Source organism: Mesorhizobium sp. ISC11, assembly GCF_037162595.1.
Lineage (GTDB): Bacteria > Pseudomonadota > Alphaproteobacteria > Rhizobiales > Rhizobiaceae > Mesorhizobium > Mesorhizobium ciceri.
On record NZ_JAVSPW010000001.1, the window covers coordinates 1,137,715 to 1,157,133 of the forward strand.

The window sequence follows — 19,419 nt, forward strand, 5'->3', positions numbered from 1 at the left end:
GCCTTTTTCATTTGGGCGGCTCTTGCCCGTGCGCCATTCATATAGGCCGCGTGCACATAAGCCGCGCTGTTGCCGCCCTCCTGCTATTGTGGCGTTTTGGCAACACTTTCTGAACAACCCCTGCGCTGGAAGCCGGGCTGAGGAAATTGCCCATTTCCCGCCATAAACCCGGCGCACCTCGATCTTGTCTCGGGACACGCGCCAAAAGGCTCGGCGAGGGGGCAGGCCGCTCCGCCCCATTTGCAGGGAAGATGGGGCAAGGAAGAGTATGGACGCCAAAGTCATCTCCAAGGCTAAGCTCCCTAGCCGCTATGTGACCGTCGGTCCGGCGCGTGCGCCGCATCGTTCCTATCTCTATGCCATGGGTTTGTCGGCGGCCGAGATTGCGCAGCCGCTGGTCGGGGTCGCCTCCTGCTGGAACGAGGCGGCGCCCTGCAACATTTCGCTGATGCGCCAGGCGCAGGTGGTCAAGAAGGGCGTCGCGGCCGCCAGCGGCACGCCGCGCGAATTCTGCACCATCACCGTCACCGATGGCATCGCCATGGGTCACCAGGGCATGAAGTCGTCGCTGGTGTCGCGCGAGGTCATCGCCGATTCGGTCGAGCTCACCATGCGCGGCCATTGCTACGACGCGCTGGTTGGGCTCGCCGGCTGCGACAAGTCGCTGCCCGGCATGATGATGGCCATGGTGCGGCTCAACGTGCCGTCGATCTTCATCTATGGCGGTTCGATCCTGCCCGGCAGCTATCGCGGCCGCCAGATCACCGTGCAGGATGTTTTCGAGGCGGTCGGCCAGCACTCAGTCGGCACGATCAGCGATGACGAACTGCTTGAGATCGAGCAGGTCGCGTGTCCCTCGGCCGGTTCCTGCGGCGCCCAGTTCACTGCCAACACCATGGCGACCGTCGCCGAGGCGATCGGCCTGGCACTGCCCTATTCCTGCGGCGCGCCGGCGCCCTATGAAATGCGCGACCGGTTCAATTTCGCCTCGGGCGAAAAGATCATGGAGCTGATCGCCAGAAATATCCGGCCGCGCGACATCGTCACGCTGAAGGCGCTGGAGAATGCGGCGACCGTGGTCTCGGCCACCGGCGGTTCGACCAACGCGGCACTGCATCTGCCGGCGATCGCGCACGAGGCCGGCATCAAGTTCGACCTGTTCGACGTGGCCAAGATCTTCGAGAAGACGCCTTACATCGCCGACCTCAAGCCGGGCGGCAAATATGTCGCCAAGGACATGTTCGAGGCCGGCGGCATTCCGCTGCTGATGAAGACCCTGCTCGACCACGGCTATCTGCATGGCGATTGCATGACGGTGACTGGCCGCACTTTGGCCGAAAACATGCAGCACGTTGTCTGGAATGAGCATCAGGATGTGGTCCGCCCGGCCAACAGACCCATTACCCAAACCGGCGGTGTCGTGGGCTTGAAGGGAAACCTGGCCCCCGAAGGCGCGATCGTGAAGGTCGCCGGCATGGCGGAGTTGAAATTCTCCGGTCCGGCCCGCTGCTTCGATTCGGAAGAGGAATGTTTCGAGGCGGTGACGCATCGTAACTACAGGGAAGGCGAGGTTCTCGTCATTCGCTACGAAGGACCGCGCGGCGGCCCCGGCATGCGCGAAATGTTGTCGACGACGGCAGCACTTTACGGCCAGGGCATGGGCGGCAAGGTGGCGCTGATCACCGACGGGCGCTTCTCGGGCGCGACGCGCGGTTTCTGCATCGGCCATGTCGGCCCCGAAGCAGCCGTGGGTGGCCCGATCGGACTGCTCAGGGATGGTGACGTGATCTCGATCGACGCGGTGAACGGCACGATCGATGTGGCGTTGTCCGATAGCGAACTGGCGGCGAGGGCAAAGACATGGAAGGCGCGCGCGACCGATTATCAGTCGGGCGCGATATGGAAATATGCACAGACGGTAGGGCCGGCGCGCGATGGCGCGGTGACCCATCCGGGCGGTGCGAAAGAAACACACTGTTATGCGGACATCTGAGTTGTTGAGGTCATCTGTCTTTTCGGCACTGGTCGTGGCCGCCACGTTTGGCGCGACCTTTGGCGCCGTCGGCCAGGCCATGGCCTTCGACGACAAGGTGTTCGACGACAAGACCGGGGTGAAGCCGCAATCGAGCCCCTGGGCGGTCTTCCAGTTCGGCTTCTCCGCCTACAAGAATGGCCACAAGGAGCAGGCTGCCGAGGCCTACAAATACGCCGCCGAAAACGGCCAGATCGGCGCCACCTGGAAGCTTGCCCGCATGTATGCCGAGGGCGACGGCGTGGCGCGCGACGACTATGAGGCGTTCAAGTTCTTCTCCGAGATCGTCGACCAGGATGTCGAGCCCGGCTCGCCTGAGGAAAGCTATGTCTCCGATGCGCTGGTGGCGCTTGGCGACTATTTGCGCACGGGCATTCCCGGCAGCCCGGTCACCGAGAACGAGGTGGCGGCCCAGGAATACTACATGCGCGCGGCTGCCAACTACCGTAACCCGAACGCACAGTTCGAGATGGGGCAGATGTTCCTGAAGGGCGAGGGCGGGGTGAAGGCCAGTGTCAAGCAGGCCGGGCGCTGGTTCCAACTCGCCGCCGAGAAAGGCCATGCCGGCGCCCAGGCGACGCTGGGCCATCTGTTGTTCCAGAGCGGCAAGATCGTTCGCGGCCTGGCGATGATGACGGCAGCGCTCGAACGCGCTTCGCCGGCTGACCAGCCCTGGATCCGCGGCATGCAGGAAGAGGCATTTGCCACCGCCGGCGAGGCCGACCGTCGCACCGCCATCTCGCTGGCCGATGATATCCTCACCAAGGGCAACAACGCGGACCAGTAGTTTTGCTGGCGGCTGAACTGCCGATCTCCCCCACGAAGCGGGAGATTGGCTCAGTTCGCGATCGGCTCCGTCGGCACCATGCTGGGCGCCGGCGTCGAGATCGGCGTGACATGGGGGTGTGGCGCCAGCGTGTTTTCCGGGCAGCTATCCCCGATCTTCGTCCACGAGGTGTTGTTGAGCACCATATCGCAGCGGGCCAGATGGCTCTGCTCGGCCACCGTCAGGCAGGCGACCTGACCGATCTGGTAGGATTTTCCATTGGCCAGGCATTCCTGGTCGGCAAATGCCGTACCAGGAACGGCCATGGCAAATGCCAGGCCAATGGGACAAAGATGAAATCGTGTGCTCATGGAACCCCAGCCGCCATGCTGGTCTGCAATGAACGGCGCGAAATGTGGCGATATGAGGGTTCAGCGCAGACGGGCCCGGCGAGGGTTCTCTCAAGCCGGCTGAAGCGCGAGATCGATCGCCACCGGGACATGGTCGGACGGTTTTTCCCAAGCGCGCACATGCTTTTCGATAGAGGCCGATGAGAATCGGTTGGCGGCTTCCGGCGACAAAAGCAGGTGGTCGATACGGATGCCGTTGTTCTTCTGCCAAGCGCCGGCCTGATAGTCCCAGAACGTATAGGTGTCGCGCGCGTCGGTGACCGCGCGCACCGCCTCGGTGAAACCAAGATTGAGCAGCCGACGGAAGGCCTGTCGCGTCTGCGGCTGGAACAGGGCGTCGCCCAGCCAGTTCTCCGGAAACCGCGCGTCGATCGGCTCGGGAATGACGTTGTAGTCGCCGGCGAGCACCAGAGCCTCCTCAAGTCTCAGCCGTTCTTCGGCCCAGCGCTCAAGCCGCGCCATCCAGGACAGCTTGTAAGGAAACTTCTTCTCGTCATCGATCGGATTGCCGTTCGGCAGATAGAGCGAGGCGACACGCAAGGCGCCCTTGTCGGTTGAGAACACGCCTTCGATGAAACGCGCCTGTTCATCGGCATCGTCGCCGGGCAGGCCCCTGATTACCTCGTCGAAGCGCAGCTTCGACAACAGCGCGACGCCGTTGAAACCCTTTTGGCCATGGGTTTCGACATTGTAGCCAAGCGCCTCGATCTCGGCGCGCGGGAACTGCTCGTCGACCGTCTTGATCTCCTGCAGGCAGACGATGTCGGGTGCGCTCTCGGTCAGCCAATGGGTCAGGTTGCCGATGCGGGCGCGGACACCGTTGATGTTCCAGGTGACGATTTTCATGGCGGTCTCGATGCTGTTCAGTTGGGCTCTTGCGGCGGATGGCGTTCGACGAGGCCGATCGTATTGCCAGCCGGGTCCTTTAGGAAGGCCATCCATTCGCTTTCCCCCGCTGGACCGAACTGGCCGTCCGTATCGCGATGGACAAGCGTTGGCGGCGCGGTGAAGGGCACGCCGGCGGCAGCAGCCGAGGCATGGAACTGATCAAGGCCCGATATGTCGAGATAGACGGTTCCGGCCGGTACGCCGTCGGTGAACAGCAGCCTGATTTCTCCGGCCATGATGAAGGCGATGCCCGGCGGATCGAAGCGTGCATGGACGGCCATGCCGAGCACGTCGCGCCAGAAAGCCAGCGTCACGTCGAGGTCACGGCCAGCCGACAGCGCGATCTGACGGACCGCACCGATGGCAGGCATTCTATATGGAGAAACTCGTGCCGCAGCCGCAGGAGGCGACGGCGTTCGGATTGCGGATCTGGAACGACTGGCCCATCAGATCGTCGACGAAATCGATCACAGAGCCGCCCATATAGACCAGCGACAAATCGTCGATCAGCACGGTGGCGCCGTCCTTCTCGATGGCTACGTCGTCGTCGTTGCGCGTATCGACCAGATCGAACTTGTAGGAAAAGCCCGAGCAGCCGCCGCCTTCGACCGAAACGCGCAGCGCCGTCTTGCCGGCTTCGTTCGAGACAATCCTGGCGATCCGCTTGGCGGCGGCCTCGGTCATATCGACTTTCATGGCAGTCTTGGCATCAGCGCCCATGGGCGTCACCTTGCTTTCGGTTTCACATGATAGGTATGAAGCGCGAGGGGCCAAGTCAACCTGGCTAAGTCAAACGCGGCAGCATCAGCCATGACCAGTGAGTTGGGCGACATCGGATTCGGCTATCGGCCACGCGCCGCCTATGCCTGCGATCCGGCAAACTCGCGCGGACGGCTGTTCGACGAGGTGGAGAGCCCGACCCGCACGCCATTCCAGCGGGACCGTGACCGTATCATCCATTCGACGGCCTTCCGGCGGCTGAAGCACAAGACGCAGGTCTTCATCGCCCATGAAGGCGACCACTATCGCACCCGGCTGACCCATTCGATCGAAGTGGCGCAGATAGCGCGCGCCCTGGCACGGGCGCTGCGCGGCGACGAGGATCTGGCCGAGGCGGTGGCGCTGGTGCATGATTTCGGCCACACGCCCTTCGGCCACACCGGCGAGGATGCGCTCAACGAGAAGATGGCCGCCTGGGGCGGCTTCGACCACAACGCGCAATCGCTGCGCATCGTGACAAGGCTGGAGGCGCGCTACGCCGAGTTCGACGGGCTCAACCTGACCTGGGAAACGCTGGAAGGCCTGGTCAAGCACAATGGGCCGCTGACGGATGCCAACGGCAAGGGTCTGAAAGGGCCGGTGCCACAGGCGATCCGTGATTATTCGCAACTGCACGATCTCGAACTCGACCGGTTCGCCGGCATCGAGGCGCAATGCGCGGCGATCGCCGACGATATCGCCTACAACACGCATGACATCGACGACGGGTTGAGGGCAGGGCTCTTGACGCTGGACATGCTGGAGACGGTTTCGCTGCCGGGAACGATCCTGAAAGGCGTGCGCGAACGCTATCCCTCCCTCGATGCCGTGCGCACCGGCCACGAACTGATGCGGCGGCAGATAACGGCCATGGTCGAAGACGTGATCAGGTCGACGACCGCCAATCTCGATCGCATCAGGCCGCCGAGCGCCGATGCAGTGAGGGCAGCTGGCGAGACGATGGTGGTTTTCTCGGCCGAAATGGCTGCCCTGGAGAAGGAACTGAAGGCCTTTCTGTACAAGCACCTCTACCGGCACGCGGAGGTTATGCGGGTGCGCGCGGATGCCGAGCAGATCGTCAAGGATCTGTTCGACGCCTATTTCGCCGATCCGCGCGCCATGCCGGATGGCTGGCGCGAGGGGCTGGATCGGGCCGATGATCGCATCAAGGCGCGCAGCGTCGCCGACTTCCTGGCGGGTATGACCGACACCTACGCGCTCAAGGAACACCGGCGTTTGTTTGACCATACGCCTGAATTGGGCTAGGGCGGGCTCGATTTTGCCGGCCAACGAGCCGGATTCGCTGCAAAGCCGCCAGAGCCAGACCCCAGAGTCACACAAATGAACATCTTCGCCGATTTCACCGCGCGAATCATAAAAGCCGTCGAAGCGCTTGATCTGAAAGACAAAGACGGCATTTCGCCTGACCTGTCGCGCATTGCCGTTGAGCCGCCGCGCGACGCCAGCCATGGCGACCTGGCGACCAATGCGGCAATGGTGCTGGCCAAGCCGACCGGCCAGAACCCGCGCGCGCTGGCCGAAAGACTGGCGCAGGCGCTGCGCGACGACAAGGATGTCGCGGCAACAGAGGTGGCCGGCCCCGGTTTCGTCAATCTCAGGCTGAAGGACGGCTTCTGGCAGACACATCTGACCGCACTGCTCGGCGAGGGCCGCAACTATGGCCGCTCGACGGTTGGCGGCGGCAGGAAGACCAATGTCGAATATGTCTCGGCCAATCCGACCGGACCGATGCATGTCGGCCATTGCCGGGGTGCTGTCGTCGGCGACGCACTTGCCAATCTGATGGCCTTCGCCGGTTACGACGTGACCAAGGAATACGTCATCAACGACGCCGGCTCGCAGATCGACGTGCTCGGCCGTTCCGCATTCCTGCGTTACCGCGAAGCGCTGGGTGACGACATCGGCGAGATTCCGGCCGGGCTTTATCCGGGCGACTACCTGGTGCCTGTCGGCCAGGCGCTGGTCGCGGAATTCGGCCGCTCGCTGCTGCAGATGCCCGATGACGAGGCGCTCGCCATCGTCAAGGATCGCACCATCGATGCGATGATGGCGATGATCCGCGAGGACCTGGCGATGCTCAACGTGCATCACGACGTGTTCTTCTCCGAGCGCACGCTGCACGCCGACAATGCCAGGAAGATCCGCTCCGCGATCAACGATCTGACGCTGAAGGGCCATATCTACAAGGGCAAGCTGCCGCCGCCCAAGGGCGAGAAACCCGACGATTGGGAGGACCGCGAGCAGACGCTGTTCCGCTCGACCGCGGTCGGCGACGACATGGACCGGGCGCTGGTCAAGTCGGACGGCTCATTCACCTATTTCGCCGCCGACGTTGCCTATCTCAAGGACAAGGTCGATCGCGGCTTCGTCGACCTGATCTATGTGCTCGGCGCCGACCATGGCGGCTACGTCAAGCGGCTGGAAGCCCTGGCGCGGGCGATTGCCGGCGAAGAGGTCAAGCTCACCGTGCTGCTGTGCAATCTGGTCAAGCTGTTTCGCGAGGGCGAACCGGTGCGCATGTCGAAGCGGTCGGGCGATTTCGTGACGCTGCGCGAAGTGGTGGAGGAGGTGGGCCGCGACGCGATCCGCTTCATGATGCTCTATCGCAAGAACGATGCGCCGCTGGATTTCGATTTCGCCAAGGTGACCGAGCAGTCCAAGGACAATCCGGTGTTCTATGTCCAGTACGCCTCGGCGCGCTGTCATTCGGTGTTCCGGCAGGCGAGCGAGCAACTGGGCGAAGCCAATTTCGACCGCAACAGCCTGGCGTCGGCCGCGGCATTGCTGACCGACGAGGGCGAGATCGGCCTGATCCGCAAGCTTGCCGAATACCCGCGGCTGATCGAGTCCGCCGCCCTTGCGCTCGAGCCGCATCGGCTGGCATTTTACCTCTATGATCTGGCTTCCAGCTTCCACGGGCACTGGAACCGTGGCACGGATAATCCGGACTTACGTTTTGTTAAGGTTAACGACCGACAATTGACGCATGCCAGACTAGGGCTGGTGCAGGCTGTTTCGGACGTTTTGACGTCCGGCCTGACGTTGATCGGGGCCGCCGCGCCCACTGAAATGCGTTAGGTTTGACTAAATAACCTGTCACCTTTTGCCCACATTGCGCTGGTAAGGGCCAACCCTACGCGACGTCCATGGCGTCCGAATGAGTGCGAGTTCGGGAACAATAATGGCAGACAGAACCCAGCTGAGAGTAGCCGACAACAACGACATCGCTGAGGATGATCCGTTCGCGGAACTGACCAGGATCATGGGATTCGACCCGCGCCAGCCGGTCAGGCCGCAATCGCCCGCCCAGCCGCAGGCCCCAGCCGCCGATCACGGGCTCGAAGAGGGCGATTTCGATATCGATCTCGAGAAAGAAATGATGGGCGAGTTCGGCGCTGACGACAGCGACGCCGCTCCGGTTGTTCAGGCTCATGAGCCGACTTTCGTGCATGAGCCGGCATTCGAAGCGGCTGACGCCAGCGCGATGGACGACGAGCTTTCGGTGTCGCTCGACGACGATTTCGAACTGGACATGGCTGAGATCGACGACCACGTCGCCGGCGCCAGCCATGCGGTCGCCGCTGAAGCCGTGCCGTCCGTCGAGCCCGCTTTCGCGTCCGACATTGGCGATGCCGTCGCCGGTTCGCTCGAGGACGTGTCCCCATTCGAGGACGATCAGTCGATGGCGGACGAGCTTGCCGCCTCGCTCGACCAGGACCTTCGGATCGATGAGGAAGCCGAAGAGGCCCTGTACAGCGTTGCCGATACGCCCGCTTCTGTCGAGCCGGTTGCCTCCGATGACGAATTCGACGATGCGGTGGCAATGTCGCTTGAAGACGAGCTGATGCTCGACGACCATTCGGCGGCGGAACAGTCATTCATGGCCGCAGATCCCCTCGAGCATGCCATGCCGGAGCAGGCGGCGGCGCTTGACGGCCAGGCAATCTCCGACGAGAGCTTTGCTGGCCTCGACGATGCCATGGCCGATGTCGACATGGATTTCGACGTTCGCGCGGATGAGCCGATCGCCTTCGACGAGCCGGAAGCGCATGAAGTGCTTGCCGATGCTGCGGACTCAACAAGCGAGATTTCCAACCCTGAAGGCCTGTCGGACGATGCCTTCGACCTGAACTTTGACGATTCGTTCGCCGAAACGGTCGAAGAGCCGGTCGCCGAAGTTGCTGCCGCTACGGTCCAGCCGGCGGCGCCAGAAGCCAATGTCGCGCCGGCGGTGCACGCCCCGATTGCGGACGAACGGAGCCTGGAAGACGAGTTGAATGCGCTGCTGGGCGCCATGACTTCCCGCACGGCGCCGGTGGCCAGCGAGTCGGTCACGGCTCAGCCCGCTGTCGCTGCCCCGCCGCCTGTTGCCCAGCCTGCCGAGGAACCGGCCGACCTTGTCGGCGACCTCGACTGGGATCTTGACGAAACCACGCCTGAGCAGAATCGACATGTTGGCACGGCCCAAGCGGCCGACGCGGATATTGACGATCTTATGCTTGATGAACTCCAGGATCCGAACTCGGACACCATTGGCGATGTCGATTTCGACGATGATGCGTTGGACGCGGCTTTGGCCCAGGGCCTTGATCCGCGTGACGAAGCCGCTCCCCGGGACAATTCGGCGGATTCTTTCGATTGGCTTGCGGAGCGTTCCCAACCGACAGAGCCGACGCGTTCGTGGAGCCGCGTGACGCCGGTTCCGCAGCAGCCGTCATTCATCACGCAGCCTACGTTTAGCGCTCAGCCGGCCGCTTCGGTGGCATCATCCATGGCCGCAGCGCCGGCAGTCGCCGCCACGACGTCCTATGGTTCGTCCGAGCCGGTCGAAACCTTGGCTCCCGCTGCCCCAGTATCGGCGCCGCAATCGCGCCAGCCGGCGCGTTACGAAGACATGCCCGATGTCGAGACGGTCGATGTGCCCGAGCGTGTCGTGGCGCTGGCGGACGATCTCGATATCCCCGAACTGCACTTCGAGGAAGACCAGCCGGCGTCGCCTGGCTATGACGATCTCGATGCCGAGTTCTCCAGCCTTCTCTCCGAGATGAACGCGGTGGAGGTCGCTGCCGCTCCCACAGGCAACGCGGCCGGCGCATCTTACGATGATGGCTCCTATGCCGCGGGCTTCAAGCCGGGCTATGACAGCCTCAAGCCGGGCTATGACGGGGTCAAGCCGGGCTATGACGGGGTCAAGTCGGGCTATGAGCCGGAAGCGCGAACCTATGCGGCGCGGCCGATGGAAATGTCTGCCCGCGCGGCGCCGCCCACGGGTTATGCCGACGCCTCGGGCTACGACCTCGACAACCTGCCGGGGAGCCAGCCGGCTTCCCAAGCCGATGATTTCACCGTCGATGAACTCGACTACGATCCCGAACTCGACGAGGAGATGGCTGTTCCGGGTCTCGGCGAGCGTGAGGCCGCAAGGCCGTCGCGCGGACGCGGCCTGTTCATCGCCGCGATTGTCGGCGCGGTCGCGGTCGCGGGCGGTCTCGGTGCCTTTGCGCTGTCCTTTGGCGGCAAGGGCGGCAGCGAAGCGCCCGTCATCGTCAAGGCCGACAACGCGCCGATCAAGGTCAAGCCGGAGAATCCGGGCGGCGCCGTGGTGCCCAACCAGGACAACAAGGTCTACGACGCGGTCAGGGGCGCCAAGCCCGCCGAGCCGGTCCAGGAAAAGCTGGTCACCAACACCGAAGAGCCGGTGGACGTGCAGGCGAAGGACCCGGCCCGCGCTATCGATCTTTCGCCGGACCAGAATGCAGCCGGCGCTGGAACCGATGTCGGCAATGCCGCGCCGATGGCCGGCGCTGCTTTGGCCGACAATACGGCGCCAGCTCCCAAGTCCGAGGACCGCATCGCGCAGGTGCTGCAGGATGCAGACAAGGGTACAAATGCCGATGTCGTCGCCATTGCACCGCGCAAGGTGAGGACTATGGTGGTCAAGTCGGACGGTTCGCTGGTGCCGCGTGAAGATCCGGCGGCGCCCGCCGCTCCGCAAGTGGCCGCTACCGAGCCGGTCGATCCGGCGCCGCAGCATGTCGCCCCGGCGGCGCAAGCCGATGCCGACCAGACCGGTACCGTGGCGCCTGCCGCCGCCCAGGCGGACGACGAGCCGGCCCTCAAGCCGGTGGCCAAGCCGAAGGCCGAGGCCAAGGCCCAATCGGCCAACACGCCGGCAAAGGTTCCGCTCGCGCCGCAGCGTCCGTCCGACCAGCCGGTCGATGTCGTCGGCGAGGTCAAGCCCGATCAGGTTGCGTCCATCGATCCGGCATCGACCGCGGCCGGCGGTGGCTCGTGGTCGATGCAGATCGCCTCGCAGCCGACCGTCGAAAGCGCCCAGTCCAGCTATCAGGATCTGCAGCGCCGCTATGGCAGCGTGCTTGCCGGGCGTACCGCCAACATCGTCAAGGCCGAGATCGCCGGCAAAGGCACGTTCTACCGCGTGCGCGTTCCGGCCCAGTCACGCAATGACGCGATCAATTTGTGCACCAGCTACAAGGCAGCCGGCGGCAACTGCTTCGTCTCGCGCTAAAGCCGGAGTCAACCGATTGAAAGCCGGCGCGGTCCACCGCGCCGGCTTTTTTCATGGGGAAAGCAGATCCGGCGTTGCCCTGGATGAATCCCTGGCGATTCCCTTTGATCGCACAAAGCCCTAAACTGCCGACATGACCGAATCAAAATCCATGATCCTCGGCTGCGCCGGGAAATCGCTCACCCGCGAAGAAATCAATTTCTATCGCAATGAATGCCCGTGGGCCTTCATCCTGTTTGCACGCAACATCGGCGAGACTGAACAGATCCGCGATCTGGTCGCCGAGATGCGAGACTGCATAGGGCGTCCGGACGCGCTGGTGTTCATCGATCAGGAAGGCGGCCGTGTGCAGCGCTTGCGGCCGCCGCTGGCGCCGAATTATCCCGCCGGCGGCGCGCTGGGCGCGCTGTGGCGCGACGATCATGATGCCGGCGCCCGCGCGGCCTGGCTGATGGCGCGGCTGCATGCTTTCGACCTGTTACGCTACGGCATCACAGCCGATTGCCTGCCGGTGCTCGACGTGCCGATCGAAGGCGCCAGCGATGTCATCGGCGCGCGTGCCTACGGCAAGGACCCGCGACCCGTGATCGAGCTCGGCCGCGCAGCCGCGGAAGGGCTGATATCGGGCGGCGTGCTGCCGGTCATGAAGCATATTCCGGGCCATGGACGTGCCTTTGCCGACACGCATTTTGAACTGCCAGTGGTCAATGCCTCGCTCAGTGATCTGCAGCGGCATGATTTCGCCCCGTTCAAGGAGCTTAGCCATCTGCCGATGGCGATGACTGCGCATGTCGTCTACAGCGCGATCGACCCTAACAATCCGGCGACCACCTCCGGCAAGGTCATCGACGAGATCATCCGGCGCGAAATCGGCTTCGACGGACTGCTGATGAGCGACGACACATCGATGAAGGCACTTTCTGGGGATTTCCCGACAAAGGCGGCCTCGATCCTTGCGGCGGGCTGCGATCTGGTCCTTCACTGCAACGGCGTTTTCGAGGAGATGGCCGGCATCGCATCGCGCACCACTGGGCTTGAGGGCACGTCGCTGGAGCGCGCCAAGCGGGCGCTGACCTATATAAAGGACCGTGACACGGTCGAAGAAACCGAAATACGCGCCGAATTCGCCACCTACTTCGATGCGGTGGCATAGCAAGGGAAAGTGACAGGCAGTGGCGGAGACATTGGAAAGCAAGGCCGCGAAGGCCGCACCGATGGACCGTCTGTGGGCCGAAAATGACGATTCACGCGTCACCGGCGACCCGTCGCTGGTCGTCGACGTGGCCGGCTTCGAAGGTCCGCTCGATCTTCTGCTGCATCTTGCCCGCACCCAGAAAGTCGATCTGGCGCGTATTTCGATCCTGGCGCTGGTCGAGCAATATCTGACCTTTGTCGAGACGGCGAGGGCGCTCAGGCTGGAGCTTGCCGCCGACTATCTGGTGATGGCGGCATGGCTGGCCTTCCTCAAGTCCAAGCTCCTGATCCCCAAGCAGCCAGGCGACGAGGGCGAAAGCGGCGAGGAACTGGCGGCGGTGCTGCAGTTCCGACTGAAGCGGCTGGAAGCCATGCGCGACGCCTCGGCGCGTCTGGTCAACCGCAACCGGCTCGGCCGCGACGTGTTCGCGCGCGGCATGCCGGAAATGGTCATCATCGAAAAGCGCAACGCCTATTCTGCCTCGCTCTACGATCTCTTGACCGCCTATGCCCAGCAGCGCCAGAAGCAGGCGATCAACAATGTGACCATCGCCAGGCGCGGTGTCTGGTCGCTCAAGGACGCGCGCGACATCCTGACCCGCCTTGTGGGAGCCGTGAGCGACTGGACGACGATGGAAAGTTTTCTGATCGCGTACATGACCAGTCCCGAGGAGCGGCGCACGGCGATCGCGAGCTCGTTCGCTGCCACGCTGGAACTGGTGCGCGAAGGCAAGATGGATGTGCGGCAGGATCAGACGTTCGCGCCGATCTACCTGCGCGGCCGAACGCAGACAATCAAGGCAGTCGAGGTGGCATCATGAGCGAACGCGCCAACGCTTCGGTTGTCCCGTTCAAGATCGGCGATGAACCCGACGAGGGCCCGCTTTCCCAGGATCCGGCCGAGCAGCAGCTACAAAACCCGGCCGAGCGACTGCATCTGGCCGAGGCTGTGCGCATGGCCGAGGCGATCGTGTTCGCCAGCGCCGAACCCGTCAGCGAAAAGCAGCTTGCGGCACGCCTGCCGGACGGCATCAACATCGCCCTGGCCATGGCCGAACTGCAGCAGATCTATGCGCGGCGCGGCGTCAATCTGGTGCGTGTCGGCGATGCCTGGGCGTTCCGCACCGCCGGCGACCTGGCTTTCCTGATGAGCAGGGATACCGTCCAGCAAAGGAAGCTCTCCCGCGCGGCTCTCGAAGTGCTGGCGATCATTGCCTATCACCAGCCGGTGACGCGTGCCGAGATCGAGGACATCCGCGGCGTCGAAACCTCGAAGGGCACGCTCGACACGCTGCTGGAAACGGAATGGGTGCGCATGCGCGGCCGGCGAAAGACACCCGGACGCCCGGTTACCTACGGCACCACGGAGACCTTCCTCGATCATTTCGCGCTGGAAGAGATCCGCGATCTTCCCGGCATGGAGGAACTGAAGGGGGCCGGCCTGCTTTCGGGCCGCATGCCGTCGAATTTCTCCATTCCGCAGCCGCCGGCCGATCCCGATGCATTGACCGACGACGAGGATGCGCTCACCGATATCGATCTCGAGGAACTCGGCCTGCTGACGCCGCGCGTCACGGAAGATTGACTGGCATTGGCGGCCGATCTGTCGAGGATGCGCGGATTCGTAGCGGGGCCGCCGCGTCGAAAATGCGTGACATCCGCCACCCTTTCATAAACTCTGTCGCAGTTGTGTTTGAATCCCAACGCGAAAACGCATAGATCATCGCCAGGGAAAACATTCGAGAGAGATTTGCTATGGGTTCATTTTCGATTTGGCACTGGATGATCGTGCTGGTGATCGTGCTTTTGGTGTTCGGCCGCGGCAAGATTCCCGAGCTGATGGGCGACATGGCCAAGGGCATCAAGAGCTTCAAGAAGGGCATGGCCGACGACGACGTTGCCGAAGACAAGCGCACCGTCGAACATCGTGCCGACGAGACCGTTGCGGCCGCGAAGGAAAAGGCCAGCAAGAGCTGAGCCCAAAGGTTCTAGTCGGAACAGAGTGTCATGTTTGAAGTCGGCTGGACCGAAATGCTGGTCATCGCGATCGTCATGATCGTGGTCGTCGGGCCCAAGGATTTGCCCAATATGCTGCGCACCTTCGGCCGCACGACGGCGAAGCTGCGCGCCATGGCATCCGATTTCCAGAAACAGTTCAACGAGGCGCTGAAGGAAGCCGAGCTCGACGACGTCAAGAAGTCCGTCGACGAGCTCAGGGGCATGAGCCCGATGGCCGAGATCAGGAAGCAGCTCAATCCGTTCGAACAGGCCGCGGCCGACGTTCGCTCCGGCGTCGACGCGGCGATGAAGCCGAAGCCGGCAGCCGATCCGGCAACGCCAGCCGCTTCGACCCCGCAGGCGGCCGAGCCGCTGAAGAACGGTGCAACGACCATGCCCGGCGTCAACGGACCGGAAGCAGCGCCGGCAGCGCCGATTTTCCCGGCGATGACCGACGAATCGGTGGTGACGTCATCAGTGCCGACGACACCCGTCGTGGCGCCGAAGGCGTCCACGGCGAAGAAGGCAGCCAAGCCTGCACCGTCAAGGGCGACGCCGGCTATAAAGGCTTCGGCAAATGGCGCTAAAGCTCCTGCAAAAACGGTCACCGCTAAGGCCACGCCTGCGCCCAAGGTGCCAGCGAAGCCGGTGACGGCGGCAATGCCTGAAACGCCCAGGGCCAAGACGCCCGCTGCGGCCAAGGTGACCGCGTCCAAGACCGTAGCGACCAAGACGGGGGCGAAAATCGAACCGAAACCTGCTGCGGCCAAGAAGCCGGCGGCCAAGAAGACGGCTGGAGCCGCCAAGTGAGCGTTTCGGACACCGAAAAGGACGAGATCGAGAAATCGTCGGCGCCGCTGATGGAGCATCTGATCGAGCTGCGCCGGCGGCTGATCTGGTCGCTGGGCGGTTTCTTCGTTGCCTTCCTGGTCTGTTTCTTCTTCGCCAAGAAGCTGTTCAACCTTCTGGTCGTCCCGTTCAAATGGGCGACGCAGTGGGCGGGCCTCGATCCGCACAAGGTCGAGCTGATCTACACGGCGCCGCAGGAATTCTTCTTCACGCAGGTCAAGCTCGCCATGTTCGGCGGCATGGTGATCGCCTTTCCGCTGATCGCCACGCAGATCTACAAATTCATCGCGCCCGGCCTCTACAAGAACGAGCGCAACGCCTTCCTGCCGTTCCTGATCGCGTCGCCAATCCTGTTCCTGATGGGTGCGTCGCTGGTCTATTTCTTCTTCACGCCGATGGTGATGTGGTTCTTCCTCGCCATGCAGCAGGCCGGCACCGACGATCAGGTGCAGATTTCGCTGCTGCCAAAGGTGTCGGAATATCTCAGCCTGATCATGACGCTGATCTTCTCCTTCGGCCTGGTGTTCCAACTGCCGGTGGTGACCAGCCTGATGACACGCGTCGGCATGCTGTCGTCCAAGGGGCTGGCCGAGAAGCGCAAATGGGCGATCGTCATCGCCTTCGTCGTCGCGGCGGTGCTGACGCCGCCCGATCCGATGAGCCAGATCGGCCTCGCCATTCCGACCATCCTTCTGTACGAGGTCTCCATCTGGGCTGCCCGGCTGATCGAGCGCGATCAGGAAAAGCAGCGCGTGGCACGCGAGAAGCAGGACGCGGCGGAAGAGGTCGCCGAGAAGAAGCCGGCGGACGCGTCCTCCACCTGAACGGCGCCGCCGCGTCTGGCCAGCCTCGATAGGAATTTTTTCTTGACCTGGTGAGGGCAGCTATGCTATCATTCTCGGTATGGTGCCGACTTGCGCCAGCGACCCGCCGTAGAGGCGGGTTTTTCATTTCAGGCTCTCCTCCGCCCTCAGCCGAAAGCGCGTCAAAGCGTGATCGCATGCTTGCGTTCCCCATGCCCCATCTTGCATCGATCGAGGATGCGGTTTACGCCCTCTGGCTGAAAACGCATCGCACTGAAAGCGATGCGTTTCAGTTTTGTTTGAAGGATGTCGTTGTCCCAAACCGCTGCGCACTTTGGGCGACATGCTACCCCGGAGCGTTCAAACCATGCTTGACATCAAATGGATTCGCGACAACCCGAAGGCCCTTGTCGAGGCGCTGGTGAAGCGCTCGTGGTCGGCTGACGAGGCGCAGTCCACGGTCGGCGGGCTGATCGCCTCGGACGAGGCGCGGCGCGAACACGTTACCGAGCTACAGACCAAGCAGGAGCGCCGCAATGCCGCGTCGAAAGAGATCGGCAACGCCATGCGTTCGGGCGATGCTGCCCTGGCCGAGACGCTGAAAGCCGAAGTCGGCGAGATCAAGGTCTTCATCCAGAACGGCGAGGCGCGCGAACGCGAGCTCGACAAGGCGCTGAACGATGCGCTGGCGGTGCTGCCCAACGTACCGTTCGACGACGTGCCTGTCGGCAAGGACGAGCACGACAATGTCGTCAAGCACATCGTCGGCAAGGTACCGACGCGGCCGAACTGGGTGAAGGAGCACTTCGAGATCGGCGAAGCGCTCGGCATGATGGATTTCGAGCGCGCGGCAAAGCTGTCGGGCTCGCGCTTTACGGTGCTGAAAAACGGACTGGCGCGGATGGAACGCGCTCTCGGCCAGTTCATGCTGGACCTGCATACGACCGAACACGGCTACGAAGAAGTGATCCCGCCGTTGATGGTCAAGGACGATGTTTTGTTCGGCACCAACCAATTGCCGAAGTTCGAGGAAGATCTGTTCTTCACGCCGCACGGGGAGGGCAGGCTTGGCCTGATTCCCACCGCCGAGGTCCCACTCACCAACCTTGTGCGTGAGGAAATCACCGCGCATGAAAAACTGCCGCTGCGCTACACCGCGCTGACACCGTGCTTCCGTTCGGAAGCGGGCTCGGCCGGGCGCGACACGCGCGGCATGCTGCGCCAGCATCAGTTCTACAAGGTCGAGCTGGTGTCGATCACCGATCAGGAATCGTCACTTGCCGAGCATGAGCGGATGACGCAATGCGCCGAGGAAGTGCTGAAGCGGCTCGGCCTGCCGTTCCGCACCATGACGCTGTGCACCGGCGACATGGGTTTTGGCGCACGCAAGACCTATGACATCGAGGTCTGGCTGCCCGGCCAGAACGCCTATCGCGAGATCTCGTCCTGCTCGGTGTGCGGCGATTTCCAGGCACGCCGCATGGACGCCCGCTACAAGGACAGGGACGGCAAGGGCAACCGCTTCGTCCACACGCTCAACGGCTCGGGCACAGCCGTTGGCCGCGCGCTCATCGCCGTCATCGAAAACTACCAGAATGAGGATGGCAGCGTAACCATTCCTGAAGTGCTGCGGCCTTACATGGGCGGTCTGGAAAAGATCGAAGCGAAATAATGCGTATCCTCCTGACCAATGACGACGGCATTCATGCCGAGGGCCTGGCGTCGCTCGAACGCGTCGCACGTACGCTGTCCGACGATGTCTGGGTGGTGGCGCCCGAGCAGGACCAGTCCGGCTATGCGCATTCGCTGTCGATCTCGGAGCCGCTGCGGCTGCGCAAGATTGGCGAGAAGCATTTTGCCGTGCGCGGCACGCCGACCGATTGCGTCATCATGGGCGTCAAGAAGATCCTGCCTGGCGCACCCGACCTGATCCTGTCCGGCATCAATTCGGGCGCCAACATCGCCGACGATGTCACCTATTCCGGCACCGTCGCCGGCGCCATGGAGGGCGCGCTGCTCGGCATTCGCTCGATCGCGCTCAGCCAGGGGTACAGCTATGTCGGCGAAGATCGCGTCGTGCCCTACGAGACGACGGAGGCGCTGGCGCCGGCGCTGCTGAAGAAACTTATCGCGACGCCATTGCCGGACGGCGTGCTGCTCAACGTCAATTTTCCCAACTGCACGCCCGAGGAAGTCGCAGGCACGGTGGTCACCTCGCAGGGCAAGCTCGTGCACTCCCTGTGGGTCGACGAGCGCCGTGACGGGCGCGGCCTGCCTTACTACTGGCTGCGTTTCGGCCGCGAGCCGGTCGAAGGCAAGCAAGGCACCGACCTCTACGCCTTGCGCAACCGGCTGGTGTCGGTGACGCCGCTGCAGCTCGACCTTACCGCCCATGAAATCCGTGACCAACTGAGCAAGGCGCTCGCATGAACCAGGGCCTCCCGATCGACGACCGCGAAGGTTTTGCCGCCTTTCTGCTGCGTCTGCGCGGCCGGGGGACTGTGCCGAAGGCGCTGATCGCGGCCTTCGAGGCGACGCCGCGGCGCGGCTTCCTGGCGGCCCAGTTCCATCAGATCGCCTGGTCGGACCGCATGCTGCCGATCGAATGCGGCGAGGCGATCGAAGGCGCCGACATGCAGGCGGCGGTGATCGCCGCACTCACCATCGAGCAGGGCAACCGCGTGCTCGAGATCGGCACCGGCTCGGGCTACACCTCGGCGGTGATGTCGCGGCTGGCCGCTCGGGTCATCACCACCGATCGCTACAAGACGCTCGCCGAGCAGGCGCGGCAGCGCTTCGAGGCGCTCGGCATCGGCAATGTGATCGTGCGCCACGCCGATGGTTCCGGCGGGCTGCCGAATGAAGGGCCATTTGACCGCATCGTCGCCTGGGCCGCCTTCGACAGCCTGCCGCGTTTCCTGCTCGACCAGTTGTCGAGCGGCGGTATCGTCATCGCTCCGATCGGCCCCGAAGAGGGCGAACAGGTGCTGGCCAAGCTGACCAAGGTCGGCAGCCGCTTCGAGCGCGAAGACATCGGGCTCGTTCGCCTGCAGCCGATCCTGCGCGGTGTCGCCGCTGTTATCTAGCGCGGATGTCGATGTTCGGCCGCGTCGTGCGCCCGTCTTCGACCCCGGCTGGCCTGACCCGAAATCTCCGCACGGCTCGCTGTC

18 protein-coding genes are annotated in these 19,419 nt (G+C 63.5%); 14 read left to right on the top strand and 4 right to left on the bottom strand.

Annotated features, from left to right (window positions below):
• Nucleotides 1-268 precede the first annotated feature (268 nt).
• Together ilvD and RPF88_RS05720 are read left to right on the top strand one after the other, a co-directional pair.
• Nucleotides 269-1,993, top strand: a complete 1,725-nt coding sequence (gene ilvD, locus RPF88_RS05715; RefSeq protein WP_024503842.1) for a dihydroxy-acid dehydratase — start codon at nt 269-271, stop codon at nt 1,991-1,993.
• Nucleotides 1,980-2,819, top strand: coding sequence for a tetratricopeptide repeat protein (locus tag RPF88_RS05720; RefSeq protein WP_013531284.1), 840 nt, complete (start codon nt 1,980-1,982; stop codon nt 2,817-2,819). The genes ilvD and RPF88_RS05720 overlap by 14 nt, the downstream gene beginning before the upstream one ends.
• Nucleotides 2,820-2,869: 50 nt before the next feature.
• Here RPF88_RS05720 and RPF88_RS05725 read toward each other — a convergent pair whose 3' ends face one another.
• The 4 genes from RPF88_RS05725 to erpA form a co-directional block, all read right to left on the bottom strand.
• Entirely contained in the window at nt 2,870-3,124 is a 255-nt protein-coding gene (locus RPF88_RS05725) for a hypothetical protein (RefSeq protein ID WP_244506831.1), read from the bottom strand.
• A gap of 135 nt (nt 3,125-3,259) precedes the next feature.
• Entirely contained in the window at nt 3,260-4,054 is a 795-nt protein-coding gene (xth, locus tag RPF88_RS05730; protein WP_013531286.1) for an exodeoxyribonuclease III, read from the bottom strand.
• Nucleotides 4,055-4,071: 17 nt separating this feature from the next.
• Nucleotides 4,072-4,467: a VOC family protein gene (locus tag RPF88_RS05735; RefSeq protein WP_013531287.1), complete on the bottom strand. Its 396-nt coding sequence runs from the start codon at nt 4,465-4,467 to the stop codon at nt 4,072-4,074.
• A 1-nt stretch (nt 4,468) separates the two neighbouring features.
• A complete protein-coding gene (gene erpA / locus RPF88_RS05740) occupies nt 4,469-4,816 on the bottom strand; it encodes an iron-sulfur cluster insertion protein ErpA (protein WP_013531288.1) in 348 nt (115 codons plus the stop codon).
• Between the two features lie 90 nt (nt 4,817-4,906).
• On the opposite strand from erpA, the gene RPF88_RS05745 reads away from it, so the two are divergent.
• From RPF88_RS05745 to RPF88_RS05800, 12 genes are all read left to right on the top strand, one after another.
• Entirely contained in the window at nt 4,907-6,121 is a 1,215-nt protein-coding gene (locus RPF88_RS05745) for a deoxyguanosinetriphosphate triphosphohydrolase (protein ID WP_013531289.1), read from the top strand.
• 75 nt (nt 6,122-6,196) lie between these two features.
• Nucleotides 6,197-7,954, top strand: coding sequence for an arginine--tRNA ligase (argS, locus tag RPF88_RS05750; RefSeq protein WP_013531290.1), 1,758 nt, complete (start codon nt 6,197-6,199; stop codon nt 7,952-7,954).
• A 103-nt stretch (nt 7,955-8,057) separates the two neighbouring features.
• Entirely contained in the window at nt 8,058-11,405 is a 3,348-nt protein-coding gene (locus RPF88_RS05755; protein ID WP_337121919.1) for an SPOR domain-containing protein, read from the top strand.
• A 133-nt stretch (nt 11,406-11,538) separates the two neighbouring features.
• Nucleotides 11,539-12,558, top strand: coding sequence for a beta-N-acetylhexosaminidase (gene nagZ / locus RPF88_RS05760; protein WP_013531292.1), 1,020 nt, complete (start codon nt 11,539-11,541; stop codon nt 12,556-12,558).
• A 61-nt stretch (nt 12,559-12,619) separates the two neighbouring features.
• Nucleotides 12,620-13,420, top strand: a complete 801-nt coding sequence (locus tag RPF88_RS05765; protein WP_013531293.1) for a segregation and condensation protein A — start codon at nt 12,620-12,622, stop codon at nt 13,418-13,420.
• Nucleotides 13,417-14,184, top strand: a complete 768-nt coding sequence (scpB, locus tag RPF88_RS05770) for an SMC-Scp complex subunit ScpB (RefSeq protein ID WP_027160430.1) — start codon at nt 13,417-13,419, stop codon at nt 14,182-14,184. The genes RPF88_RS05765 and scpB overlap by 4 nt, the downstream gene beginning before the upstream one ends.
• 170 nt (nt 14,185-14,354) lie before the next feature.
• Nucleotides 14,355-14,576: a twin-arginine translocase TatA/TatE family subunit gene (locus RPF88_RS05775; RefSeq protein ID WP_013531295.1), complete on the top strand. Its 222-nt coding sequence runs from the start codon at nt 14,355-14,357 to the stop codon at nt 14,574-14,576.
• Between the two features lie 30 nt (nt 14,577-14,606).
• Complete coding sequence (tatB, locus tag RPF88_RS05780) at nt 14,607-15,407, top strand: Sec-independent protein translocase protein TatB (RefSeq protein ID WP_337121923.1); 801 nt, start codon at nt 14,607-14,609, stop codon at nt 15,405-15,407.
• A complete protein-coding gene (gene tatC, locus RPF88_RS05785) occupies nt 15,404-16,270 on the top strand; it encodes a twin-arginine translocase subunit TatC (RefSeq protein WP_013531297.1) in 867 nt (288 codons plus the stop codon). The genes tatB and tatC overlap by 4 nt, the downstream gene beginning before the upstream one ends.
• Before the next feature lie 346 nt (nt 16,271-16,616).
• On the top strand, nt 16,617-17,921 hold the full coding sequence (gene serS, locus RPF88_RS05790; protein ID WP_224675328.1) for a serine--tRNA ligase: 1,305 nt from the start codon (nt 16,617-16,619) through the stop codon (nt 17,919-17,921).
• Nucleotides 17,921-18,679: a 5'/3'-nucleotidase SurE gene (gene surE, locus RPF88_RS05795; RefSeq protein ID WP_063172319.1), complete on the top strand. Its 759-nt coding sequence runs from the start codon at nt 17,921-17,923 to the stop codon at nt 18,677-18,679. Before serS ends, surE begins: the two co-directional genes overlap by 1 nt.
• Nucleotides 18,676-19,335 carry a protein-L-isoaspartate(D-aspartate) O-methyltransferase gene (locus tag RPF88_RS05800; RefSeq protein ID WP_013531300.1) on the top strand — a complete coding sequence of 220 codons (660 nt, stop codon included), beginning with the start codon at nt 18,676-18,678 and terminating at the stop codon, nt 19,333-19,335. The genes surE and RPF88_RS05800 overlap by 4 nt, the downstream gene beginning before the upstream one ends.
• The last annotated feature ends 84 nt before the right edge of the window (nt 19,336-19,419 follow it).